The organism is Streptomyces sp. NBC_00386 (assembly GCF_036063235.1).
Classification (GTDB): Bacteria; Actinomycetota; Actinomycetes; order Streptomycetales; family Streptomycetaceae; genus Streptomyces.
Window position 1 is genome coordinate 8,963,410 of sequence record NZ_CP107950.1, and the last position, 12,077, is coordinate 8,975,486.

The window sequence follows — 12,077 nt, forward strand, 5'->3', positions numbered from 1 at the left end:
TGCTCAGCTCTTCCCGGACAGCACATCCCGTCTGCCCGGTCTGTCACCGGCCGCCGACCGCGGCCGAAGCAGTAGGAGTACGAGTGAGACGTTTCCCCCGTCAGGCGACCGCGGCCGGAGCCATGGTGGCCACCGCCGCGTTCCTGGCCGTCGGTATACAGACGGTCCCGGCAGTCGCCAAGCCTGCCCCCCACACAACTCCCCTGCGCACAGGTGGACTTGAGGCAAAGCTCACGCCGGCCCAGCACCTGGCGCTGCTGACGAAGGCATCGAAGCAGACCACCGCGACCGCCGGCACACTGGGCCTCGGCTCGAAGGAGAAGCTGGTCGTCAAGGACGTCGTCAAGGACAACGACGGCACCCTGCACACCCGTTACGAGCGCACCTACGCCGGCCTCCCGGTGCTCGGCGGCGACATCGTCGTCCACACCCCGCCCGCCTCGCAGGCCACCGGCACGGTGAGCACGACCTTCAACAACAAGCACACCATCAAGGTCGCGAGCACCACCCCGGCCGTCACCAGGGCGACCGCCGGAGCACAGGCACTCAAGACGGCCAAGTCGCTCAAGGCGGAGAAGCCCTCCACCGACAGCGCCCGCAAGGTCATCTGGGCCGGTACCGGCACCCCCCGGCTCGCCTGGGAGACCGTGATCAGCGGCCTCCAGGACGACGGCACGCCGAGCAAGCTGCATGTCGTCACCGACGCCACCACCGGCAAGGAACTCACCCGGTACGAGGGCATCCAGACCGGCACCGGCAACACCCAGTACAGCGGCACGGTCACGCTGAACACCACGCTGTCGGGATCGACGTACCAGCTCACGGACTCGACCCGCGGCAGCCACAAGACGTACTCGCTGAACAACGGCACCTCCGGCACCGGCACGCTGATGACGGACGCCGACGACGTCTGGGGCACCGGCGCGGGTTCCAACACCCAGACCGCCGGCGCGGACGCGGCCTACGGCGCCCAGATGACCTGGGACTTCTACAAGAACACCTTCGGGCGCAGCGGCATCAAGAACAACGGTGTCGCCGCCTACTCGCGCGTCCACTACAGCACGGCGTACGTCAACGCGTTCTGGGACGACAGCTGCTTCTGCATGACCTACGGCGACGGCACCAGCAGCACCCACGCGCTGACCTCGCTGGACGTCGCGGGCCACGAGATGAGCCACGGCGTCACCTCCAACACCGCGGGCCTGAACTACACCGGTGAGTCCGGCGGCCTCAACGAGGCCACCTCGGACATCTTCGGCACCGGTGTCGAGTTCTACGCGGCGAACTCCTCCGACGTGGGCGACTACCTCATCGGCGAGAAGATCAACATCAACGGTGACGGCACCCCGCTGCGCTACATGGACAAGCCCAGCAAGGACGGCGGCTCCGCGGACAGCTGGTACTCCGGCGTCGGCAACCTGGACGTCCACTACTCCTCGGGCCCGGCGAACCACATGTTCTACCTGCTCTCCGAGGGCAGCGGCACCAAGACCATCAACGGTGTCACGTACACCAGCTCGACCTCCGACGGTGTGGCCGTCGCGGGCATCGGCCGCGCCGCCGCCCTGCAGATCTGGTACAAGGCGCTGACGACGTACATGACGTCGAGCACCAACTACGCGGGTGCCCGCACCGCCGCGCTGAACGCCGCGACCGCGCTGTACGGCGCCAGCTCCGCGCAGTACGCGGGTGTCGCCAACGCCTTCGCCGGCATCGCCGTCGGCAGTCACGTCACCCCGCCGACCAGCGGTGTGACCGTCACCAACCCGGGCAGCCAGTCCTCCACCGTCGGTACCGCGGTGAGCCTGCAGGTCTCGGCCAGCAGCACCAACACCGGCTCCCTGACGTACTCCGCGACCGGCCTGCCCACCGGCCTGTCGATCAGCAGCTCCACCGGGGCGATCACCGGGACCCCGACCACCGCCGGTACGTACAGCACCACGGTGACCGTCACGGACAGCACCGGGGCGACCGGTACCGCGTCCTTCACCTGGACCGTCAGCACCTCCGGTGGCGGCGGCACCTGCACCTCGGCGCAGCTCCTCGGCAACCCCGGCTTCGAGTCCGGCGCCACCACCTGGACCGCGAGCAGCGGAGTCATCACCACCGACTCCGGTGAGGCGGCCCACGGCGGCTCGTACAAGGCCTGGCTGGACGGCTACGGCTCCACCCACACCGACACGCTCTCCCAGTCGGTGACCGTCCCCAGCGGCTGCAAGGCCTCGTTCACCTTCTACCTGCACGTCGACACCGCGGAGACCACCACCAGCTCGCAGTACGACAAGCTGACGGTCACCGCCGGATCGACCACGCTGGCCACGTACTCCAACCTCAACGCGGCCACGGGGTACACCCAGAAGACCTTCGACCTGTCCTCGTTCGCCGGCTCCACCGTGAGCATCAAGTTCAGCGGTGTCGAGGACTCCTCCCTGCAGACCAGCTTCGTCGTGGATGACACCGCCGTGACGACCAGCTGACCTTCGGGACCGACATCCCCCCACAAAGGCAGCACCGACATCCCCCCACAACGGCAGCGACGTGGGTCCTCCGCGAGGACGACCCACGTCGCGCGCCGCTTTCCGGGGCTACTCGAACCGGGAGGGGTCACCCGCCCCGAGGCGTACGAGCTCGGCCTCGCCGCCGGAGAAGTCGACGACGGTCGTCGGTTCGGTGCCGCAGTCGCCGGAGTCGATGACGGCGTCCACCACGTGGTCGAGGGTGTCCTTGATCTCCCAGCCCTGGGTCAGCGGCTTGTCCTCCTCCGGCAGGAGCAGGGTGCTCGACAGCAGCGGCTCGCCGAGTTCGGCCAGGATCGCCTGCGCGACGACATGATCGGGAATCCGCACCCCGACGGTCTTCTTCTTCGGGTGCAGCAGCCTGCGCGGAGCCTCCTTCGTCGCCGGGAGGATGAAGGTGTAGCTGCCGGGCGTAGCCGCCTTGACCGTGCGGAAGACCGCGTTGTCGATCCGCACGAAGTGTCCGAGCTGGGCGAAGTCCTCGCACATCAGCGTGAAGTGGTGGCGCTCGTCGAGCTGGCGGATCGAGCGGATGCGGTCGATCCCGTCCCGGTTGCCGAGCGCGCAGCCGAGTGCGAAGCAGGAGTCCGTCGGGTAGGCGATCAGCCCGCCGCTGCGGACGATCTCCACCACCTGGCTGATGATGCGCCGCTGCGGGTTCTCCGGGTGAACATCGAAGTACTTGGCCATGCCGCGAGCCTAGTGCCCCGACAGGCAAGGGCACCGGAGCCCGCCGGCCCGTTCCTGTCGTCGCCCGGGTCGGCGGCCGTGCGGCCCGTGTTCGGGGCGGCGGTGACAACGGCTCCGGTTCACCGCCGGAATTCTCCCCGGTCACGGCTATAGGAACCTTGAGGCCGTCTCGCTACCCTCCGCCGCATGATTTCCACGGTGGTCTGGGGTACCGGCAATGTCGGCCGCGCGGCCATCCGCGCCGTCGAGGCCCACCCGAAACTGAAACTCGCGGCCGTCCTCGTCCACGACCCCGGCAAGGTCGGCCGCGACGCGGGCGACCTCGCCGGCCTCGGGCACGGCCTCGGTGTCGCGGCGAGCGACGACATCGACGCGGTCCTGGCCTCGGGTCCCGGAGCCGTCGTCTACGCGGCCACCGGCGACATCCGTCCCGACGAGGCCCTCGCCGACATCGGCAGGGCGATCCGGGCCGGTGCGGTGGTCGTCACCCCCGCCCTCTATCCGCTCTACGACCAGCGCAGCGCCCCGCCGGAGTTCCGGGATCCGATGCTCGCCGCGATCGCGGACGGCGGCGGTTCCCTGTTCGTCTCCGGGGTCGATCCGGGCTGGGGCAACGACGTCCTGCCCCTGCTGATCAGCGGTCTGGGCACCACGGTCGACGCCATCCGCTGCCAGGAGATCTTCGACTACTCCACGTACGAACAGGAGGAGTCCGTACGGTACCTGGTCGGGATGGGACAGCCGATGGACTACGAGCCGCTGATGCTCGCCCCGTCGATCCCGACCATGGTGTGGGGCGGCCAGATACGGCTCATGGCGCGGGCCCTGGACGTCGAACTCGACGACATCCGCGAGACGTTGGAGCGGCGCGCGCTCACGGACACGGTGAGCACCCGCACCATGGGGGAGTTCGCGGCCGGCACCCAGGGCGCGGTCCGCTTCGAGGTGCAGGGGATCGTCGGGGGAGAGCCCCGGATCGTCATCGAGCACGTCACCCGTATCCACGCCTCCTGCGCGCCGGACTGGCCGACGCCGCCGGACGGGGACGGTGCCCACCGCGTGATCATCGAGGGCCGTCCGCGCATCGAGGTCACCGTCGCGGCCACCGACGAGGGCGAGAACCGCTCCGCCGGCGGGAACGCCACCGCGGTCGGCCGCCTGGTCGGCGCCATCGACTGGCTGGTGGACGCCGAACCAGGGCTCTACGACGCACTCGACGTCCCGCTGCGCCCCGCAGTCGGCCGACTCGGAAGGAAGTGACCCATGACCCTGCGCATCGACATTCCCGAGGGACAGGAACCGATCGGATACGTGTGGGGCGAGATGGTGCCCGGCATCGGCATGGCCGCCGCGAACTTCTCCCTGTCGGTGTACGAGCACACGACGCTGGGCCTGCGCGAGTTCGAGGCCGCCCGACTGCGCATCGCGCAGATCAACGGGTGCCTGTTCTGTCTCGACTGGCGCACGGAACGGGAGGGCCTGAAGGTCGAGGAGGAGTTCGCGGACGCGGTGACCCAGTGGCGCACCACCGGTGCCTTCGACGACCGGACACGGCTGGCCGCCGAGTACGCCGAGCGGTACGCCCTGGATCACCACGGTCTGGACGAGGAGTTCTGGACACGGATGACGGCGTTGTACAGCCAGCGGGAGATCGTGGAGCTGACGATGAGCATCGGCTCCTGGCTGGCGTTCGGCCGGCTCAACCATGTGCTGGGACTGGACGCCGTGTGCGTTCTGCCCACCCACTGAGAGGGTGGCTCACCCGGCGGTCCCGGCCCCCTGAGCGGCTCCGGGCCCCACGCGCGGCCCGGACACGCTAGAGGTCCACGGCGATGATGTTCTCGATGTTCCGTTCCGCGAGGGCGGTGATGGTGACGAACGGATTGACGCTGGTGTTGCCGGGGATCAGCGCGCCGTCGATGACGTACAGGCCCGAATAGCCCCGCAGGCGGCCGTAGTTGTCGGTGGCCTTGTTGAGTACGGCGCCGCCGAGCGGGTGGTAGGTGAGATGGTCGCCCCAGATCTTGTACACACCGAACAGATCGGTCCGGTAGATCGTTCCCTCCTTCGAGTTGATCTTGTCGAAGATGGTCTTCGCCATGTCGATGGCGGGCTGTTTCCAGGCGGTCTGCCAGTTGAGGTCGACGGTGCCGGTGGAGGAGTTGAAGGTGAACTGGGCGCGGTTCGGGTTCTTGGTGATGGACAGGTAGAACGAGGCGTAGGTCTCGATGCCGGTCGGCAGCGGCGCCACCTCCGCGAACGCGCCTCCGGCGGTCCAGTTGTCGATGCCGCCGCAGGGAATGCTGGCCTGGAGCGCGCCGGTCGGATCCCACAGATGGTTGGCGCGGCCGCACATGACGTTGCCGTTGTCGCCCCAGCCCTGCCCGATCTCGCCGTTGAGGCCGGGCAGCGCGCCGGTCGCCTTCAGTTTGACCAGGAGCTTGCTCGTTCCGACGCTTCCGGCCGCGAAGAACACCCGGTCCGCGGTCACCGTCTTGGTGGCGGTGGTGTCACCTGTGGTGTTGAGCTGGTCGATCAGGACCGTGTAGCCGCCGCCGGACGCGGGTGAGACCGAAGTGACCTTGTGCAGCGCTGAGATGGTGACTCTCCCGGTGGCCGTGGCCTGGGCGAGGTAGGTCTTCTGGAGCGACTTCTTGCCGTAGTTGTTGCCGTAGAGGATCTCCCCGGCGAGGGCCGACTTGGTGACGGTGCCCGCGGCCTCCTGCTTCATGTAGTCCCAGTCGTACACGTCGGGCACGAAGACGAACGGGAAGCCGGAACGCTGGGCCTGCTTACGGCCGACCCGTGCGTACTGGTAGCAGTCGGTGGTGTCGAACCACGCCGGGTCGATGAGACCGACGCCGAGCGCGGCGTTGGCGCGCGGGTAGTAGGTCGCGTACATCTCGTCGGCGTTCACCGACGGGAGGATGGCGCCGAAGTTCTCCCGTTTGGGGGTGACCGCCATGCCGCCGTTGACCAGTGATCCGCCGCCGACGCCACGGCCCTGGTACACGATGATCTGGCCCATCTCCTCGGCGTCCAGGATCCCCGTGTAGCGGGGGATGTCCTTGTCGATGGGGAAGCCGAGGAAGTTGCTGAGGGGCTGTTTGGTCCTGGTGCGCAGCCAGTACGAACGCTGGTCCGGACTGGTCGTGTTGGCGAAGATCTTGCCGTCCGAGCCCGGGGTGTCCCAGGCCATGCCCATCTCGACCATCTGCACGTCGACGCCCGCCTGGGCGAGGCGCAGGGCGGCCACGGAACCGCCGTATCCGGTGCCGATCACCAGGACGGGGACGTGTGCTCCGGAAGGGATGGACGAGGCCGCCGTGGCGATCCGCGCGGGGGCCGCGACAGCGCGACCGGCAAGGCTCACTACTCCAAGAATAGAACCTGTTCCAGCTATGAATCGTCGGCGCGAAACACCCCTGGAGTCCTCGGGCTGCTGGTTGATGTCACCCACGTGACACTCCTCACTCTCGATGAGTGGGAACAGGTTCTACTGTTACTGGCTTGTTAAGTCACTACATACCGGTTGGTAACTTCTGTCCGATCTTGGGGTGATCGGCGAGCTCTGACGGGCTTGCCCTTGACTTCACAAGACCCTCGCGCGACATTCCTGACGCTGCATCAGAACTGCTACGGCGGGGGCCTGTCGGCTCCCGGAGCAACGGAACGCCTCACATTCCCTCGCCCGCTGGAGAGCCCTGCCATGTCCCCGAGCGCGGACCCCGTCGGACGTACCGACCCCTTTCCGGCCCCCGGCCCGTCACGGCGCCGGGTGCTCGGCACGGCCACGGGCGCCGCACTCGCGCTCGCCGCGGGCGCCGCCGGTTCCACCGGGTCCGCGGCGGCGGCCGACCTGCCCCCGCTCGGCACCTACGACGTCGTCGTGGTCGGCTCGGGTGCCGCGGGGATGACCGCGGCGCTCACCGCCGCGAAACGGGGACTGAGCTGTGTCGTCCTGGAGAAGGCGGCCACCTTCGGAGGCTCCGCGGCCCGCTCCGGCGCGGGCATCTGGATCCCCAACAACCCGGTGGTCCTCGCCGCCGGCGTCCCCGACACCCCGGCGAAGGCCGCCGCCTACCTCGCGGCCGTGGTCGGCCCGGAGGTCTCCGCCGACCGGCAGCGGGCCTTCCTCGGCCACGGACCGGCCATGATCTCCTTCGTCATGGCCAACAGCCCGCTGCGCTTCCGCTGGATGGAGGGATACAGCGACTACTACCCGGAACTCCCCGGCGGCCTCCCGGGCGGACGTTCCATGGAGCCCGACCAGCTCGACGGCAACATCCTCGGAGCCGAACTCGCCCACCTCAACCCGGCGTACATGGCCGTCCCGGCCGGCATGGTCGTCTTCAGCGCCGACTACAAGTGGCTCACCCTCGCGGCCGTGAGCGCCAAGGGCGCGGCCGTCGCCACCGAGTGCCTGGCGCGCGGCACCAAGGCGGCGCTGCTCGGCCAGAAACCGCTGACCATGGGCCAGTCGCTCGCGGCCGGGCTGCGCGCCGGCCTGCTCGCCGCCCAGGTCCCGGTGTGGCTGGACACCCCGCTGTCCGACCTGTTCGTGGAGAACGGCGCCGTCACCGGCGCGGTGGTCACCCGGAACGGCGCGCCGGGACTGGTCAGGGCCCGGCGCGGAGTCATCGTGGGCTCCGGCGGCTTCGAGCACAACGCGGCCATGCGCGCCGAGTTCCAGCGGCAGCCCATCGGGACCGCCTGGACGGTGGGCGCCAAGGAGAACACCGGCGACGGCATCCAGGCGGGCCGGCGCGCCGGGGCCGCGCTCGACCTGATGGACGACGCCTGGTGGGGACCGGCCATCCCACTGCCCGGCCAGCCCTACTTCTGTCTCGCCGAACGCACCCTGCCCGGCGGCCTGCTGGTCAACGCCGCCGGAGCGCGCTTCGTCAACGAGGCCGGACCCTACAGCGACGTCGTGCACACCATGTACGACCGCAACCCGAGCGCCCCGGACATCCCGGCCTGGCTGGTCGTCGACCAGAACTACCGCAACCGCTACCTGTTCAAGGACGTCGCGCCGGCCTTCACGTTCCCCGACTCCTGGTACACGTCCGGCGCCGTGTACAAGGCGTGGACCCTGGACGACCTCGCCGGCCGGGTCGGTGTCCCCGCGGCCGCCCTGCGCACCACCGTCAGCCGCTTCAACAGCCTGGCCCTGAGCGGCACGGACACCGACTTCCACCGCGGTGACAGCGCCTACGACCACTACTACACGGATCCCGCGGTCCTCCCCGACTCCTGCCTCGCCCCGTTGTGGCTCCCCCCGTTCTACGCGTTCAGGATCGTCCCGGGCGACCTCGGCACCAAGGGCGGCCTGCGTACCGACGCCAGGGCCCGCGTCCTGCGTCCGGACGGCACGGTGATCCCCGGCCTGTACGCGGCGGGCAACGCCAGCGCGGCCGTCATGGGCCACAGCTACGCGGGAGCGGGTTCGACGATCGGTCCCGCGATGACGTTCGGGTACATCGCGGCACTCGACATCGCGGCGACCTGACGGAGGACTCTCAGTTGCTGTTGCTGTTGCTGTCGCTGTCGCTGTCCGCGTTCGGGTCCGGGGTGCTGCCGGGCTTCGCCCCCGGGGCTTCGTCGCCGTCGTCGCCGTCGTTCCGGTGGCCGCGGAGCCGGGGTGACAGGACCAGGACGGAGACGTCGTCGCGGATCGAGGGGCAGAACGCGACGAGGTCCTCCCAGAGGCGGTCGACGAGCACGTCCGAAGGCTCCTCGGCGAACACGGCCAGCCGGTCCGTCAGCGGGTAGAAGGCGCCGGTGGTGTCCCGGCTCTCGCTCACGCCGTCCGACGCCATGAACAGCCGGTCGCCGGGTTCCAGCTCGACGGTGCGCCCCTTCGGCGGGGACAGCTCGAAGAACCCCAGACCCAGCGGGGACGCCGGCTCGGCGTCGAGTTCGAGGGCCTTCGCACCACGCAGCAGCAGCGGCGGGGGATGCCCGCAGGACACCAGCCGTACGGTGTCGGTGCCGGGCGGGAACTCCAGGAGCAGTGCGGTGGCGAACAGCTCGGCGTGATCGACCGACGCGGAGTCGACCACCAGCCTGCGGTCGAGCCGGGCCGCGGCGGCCTCCAGATCACGCTGGTCGAGCACCGTCTCCCGGAACGCCCCGAGCAGCGAGGCGACCGTCCCCACGGCCGACAGCCCGTGCCCCTGTACGTCGCCCATCACGGCCCGGACGCCGAAAGGCCCGTCGCGCACCTCGAAGAAGTCACCTCCGACCAGCGTCTCCCGCTGCGCGGGCCGGTAGAGACCGGCGCAGCGGACCGGTCCGACACGCTCCGGCAGCGGCGGCAGCACGGCGAGCTGAGCGGCTTCCGCGACCGACCGCACGGTGACCAGATGCGCGTCCCTGCGGCTGCGCACGAGCGACACGAACACGCTCAGCACGGCGACGAAGCTGATGGTGAGCAGGTCCGCGTTGCCCGGACGGTTCAGATCGAGGGCGGGGATGTTCATCAGGACCACGACGATCACGCCGAAGGCGGCCGTCCCCAGAGGGCCGTAGGACAGGACGGCCAGGGAAGGGATGGCTCCCAGCAGAAAGCCGATGTCCAGCGCCTCACTGCTCACGAGTTCCCCCACGCAGACGCCCACCAGCAGGACCGGCGGGAGCAGCCGTACCCAGCGCGGAGGGGGCGAGCCGCGCAGCCATCCCCGGTGGTCGTCCCGCCGGCCGGGCGCGGCCTTCGTGGCCATGGCACTCCTCCCTTTGACACCACGCTCCCCCTTTCCCCGCCGTCGCGCATTCCGATCGGTTCGCTCACGCGTGCGGGCCGGAGCGATCCGGTGGCTGCCGGAGCGGGGAAGGGGCGGCCGGCCGGAGAAGCCCTGGCGGGGCGGGCGGCACGAAGCCCCGCCACCACGGGGATGGGATGACGGGGCTCCACAGGGCGGGTGCCCCGTCGGCGACGCTTCATCCCACCGACGTCTCGGGCCATCGGCGCCTCGCCCCACCGGTGTTCCGTCCCGTCGGCGGCCCGGCCCGGCCCCTGGCCGTCACCCGCACGGCCGGCCGAACCGGACGCGGTCGTACGGGCCCCGCAGGCGTCGCCCGGAGAGGCCCCGGCCCCCGTCCCGGGGCATGGTGGAGGGGTGACGGGACTGGCCGTGCTGTTCGCACTCCTAGGGGCAGCCAGCAACGCGATGGGCACCGCGTTCCAACGCAAGGCGGCCTCGCGCGTCAGTGAAGGCGGTGGACTGCGGCTCATCATCCGGCTGGCCCGGCAGCCGCCCTGGCTGATCGGCATTGCCGGGGTGATCGGGGCGGCACTCTTCCAGGCGCTCGCGCTGGCGAACGGGCCGCTGTCCCTGGTGCAGCCCCTGTTCATCCTGGAACTGCCCTTCGCCCTGATGATCGCCGTCCCGCTGCTGCACCGGCGCCTGTCGCGCGCGGGATGGCAGGCCGTGGCCGGCGTGGTGGCCGGCCTCGGGCTCGTCCTCCTGTCGGCCGCTCCCTCGGGAGCACGGTCCGACGCCTCCATGGCACGCTGGATCCCGGTGCTGGTCCTGTGCCTGGGCGCCGTGGCGGCCGCGGTCGTCGTCGCCCGTCCGGGCCGGCCGCCGCTCTTCCGCGCCGCGATGCTGGGAACGGCGTCGGCCATCAGCAACGCGCTGACCGCCGCTCTCCTCAAATCGGCCGTGGGCACACTCGACGACGACGGGTTCGTCGCCTTCCTGGGCGTGTGGCAGACGTACGGATTCGCCCTGACCGGGATCACCGCCGTCCTGCTGCTGGAGAACGCCCTCCAGGCGGGCCCCCTGGCCGCCTCGCAGCCCGCGCTGACCATCGGCGACGCGACGCTCAGCCTGGTGCTCGGTGTCACGCTCTTCGACGAGACGATCCGTACGGGCTGGTGGCTGCTGCCCGAGCTGATCGGCGCGGGGCTGGTCCTGTGGGGCGTGCTGCGGCTGACCCGCGTGGTCCCGCACCTCGCGGACATGGCCCATTGACGGCCGCCCGGCCCGGCCCGCACCCGCCCCGCCCGTCCCCTGACCGACGCCGAAGCCGTGGCCACGGCCGCCGGAGGCGACTGGCCGGTACCCGCTCGATTGGTGACTGCCGGGATGGGAAAGACCCTGGTGGTGACGAGTCGGATCGAGAACGTTCGGGAACTGGTCGCACGGACGCGCTATGTCGTCCTCGGCTTCGACGGCCCGATCTGTCAGCTGTTCTCCGGGCCCTCGGCCACGGCCGTCGCACGAGCCCAGCGGGACCGGCTGACGGAAGCGGGCCTCGGCGCGATGCTCACCGACGAGGAGCGCGGCCCCGCGGACCCCTACCGCGTCCTGACGGCGGTGGCCGGACGGCACCCGGGCAGCGAAGCCCTCGCCCGGCTCGACGCGTGGCTCACCCGGGCCGAGCTGGAGGCGGTGCGCACGGCGATGCCGACGGCCTACGCGGATCCGCTGATCCACACCTGGGCGGCGGTCGGGGCGAGGCTCGCCGTGGCGACCGGCACATCGGCCCGTGCCGTCACCTCGTACCTGGACGCCCGGGGGCTCACACCCCGCTTCGCCCCGTACATATTCGGCCGGGCGCCGGACCCGGGAACGCTCACCCCCCGTCCGTCCGCCCTGTCACTGGCCCTGGGCGCCATGGAGGCCGCACCCGACGTCTCGCTGGTGATCGGCGGCACCCCGGCGGACCACGCGGCGGCGCACCACGCCGGTGTCCGATTCCTCGGATACGCCCGCCACCCCGCCAGAGCGCGGGCACTGCGGGAGGCCGGCGTTCCCGACCGGTGCGTCACGGACTCCCTGGAGCCACTCCTGCGCGCCCTGCGTGACTCCTCGTGAGCCGATCGTTCGGCCATACGAGGGGAATACCGGCCGGAAACCCGTG

General features: G+C 70.4%; 9 protein-coding genes. 6 read left to right on the plus strand and 3 right to left on the minus strand.

What is annotated here, in order from left to right:
• Positions 1-83 precede the first annotated feature (83 nt).
• Positions 84-2,477, plus strand: a complete 2,394-nt coding sequence (locus tag OG780_RS39215; protein WP_443062264.1) for a M4 family metallopeptidase — start codon at positions 84-86, stop codon at positions 2,475-2,477.
• A 108-nt stretch (positions 2,478-2,585) separates the two neighbouring features.
• On the opposite strand, the gene OG780_RS39220 is transcribed toward OG780_RS39215, so the two are convergent.
• A complete protein-coding gene (locus tag OG780_RS39220) occupies positions 2,586-3,206 on the minus strand; it encodes an L-threonylcarbamoyladenylate synthase (RefSeq protein ID WP_326789799.1) in 621 nt (206 codons plus the stop codon).
• A gap of 186 nt (positions 3,207-3,392) precedes the next feature.
• On the opposite strand from OG780_RS39220, the gene OG780_RS39225 reads away from it, so the two are divergent.
• Both OG780_RS39225 and OG780_RS39230 read left to right on the plus strand, forming a co-directional pair.
• Complete coding sequence (locus OG780_RS39225) at positions 3,393-4,466, plus strand: NAD(P)H-dependent amine dehydrogenase family protein (RefSeq protein ID WP_328456378.1); 1,074 nt, start codon at positions 3,393-3,395, stop codon at positions 4,464-4,466.
• Positions 4,467-4,475: 9 nt separating this feature from the next.
• Positions 4,476-4,955: a carboxymuconolactone decarboxylase family protein gene (locus tag OG780_RS39230; RefSeq protein ID WP_326791090.1), complete on the plus strand. Its 480-nt coding sequence runs from the start codon at positions 4,476-4,478 to the stop codon at positions 4,953-4,955.
• A 67-nt stretch (positions 4,956-5,022) separates the two neighbouring features.
• Here the strand turns inward: OG780_RS39230 and OG780_RS39235 are convergent, their stop codons facing one another.
• Positions 5,023-6,666, minus strand: a complete 1,644-nt coding sequence (locus OG780_RS39235; protein ID WP_443062265.1) for a GMC oxidoreductase — start codon at positions 6,664-6,666, stop codon at positions 5,023-5,025.
• Between the two features lie 249 nt (positions 6,667-6,915).
• On the opposite strand from OG780_RS39235, the gene kstD reads away from it, so the two are divergent.
• A complete protein-coding gene (gene kstD / locus OG780_RS39240) occupies positions 6,916-8,718 on the plus strand; it encodes a 3-oxosteroid 1-dehydrogenase (RefSeq protein WP_328456380.1) in 1,803 nt (600 codons plus the stop codon).
• 10 nt (positions 8,719-8,728) lie between these two features.
• On the opposite strand, the gene OG780_RS39245 is transcribed toward kstD, so the two are convergent.
• Positions 8,729-9,931, minus strand: a complete 1,203-nt coding sequence (locus OG780_RS39245) for a PP2C family protein-serine/threonine phosphatase (protein ID WP_328456382.1) — start codon at positions 9,929-9,931, stop codon at positions 8,729-8,731.
• Between the two features lie 447 nt (positions 9,932-10,378).
• Between OG780_RS39245 and OG780_RS39250 the strand changes: the two genes are divergently transcribed.
• Both OG780_RS39250 and OG780_RS39255 read left to right on the plus strand, forming a co-directional pair.
• Positions 10,379-11,185, plus strand: coding sequence for a DMT family transporter (locus tag OG780_RS39250; RefSeq protein WP_443062347.1), 807 nt, complete (start codon positions 10,379-10,381; stop codon positions 11,183-11,185).
• A gap of 114 nt (positions 11,186-11,299) precedes the next feature.
• Positions 11,300-12,031, plus strand: a complete 732-nt coding sequence (locus OG780_RS39255) for an HAD family hydrolase (protein ID WP_328456386.1) — start codon at positions 11,300-11,302, stop codon at positions 12,029-12,031.
• Positions 12,032-12,077 lie beyond the last annotated feature (46 nt).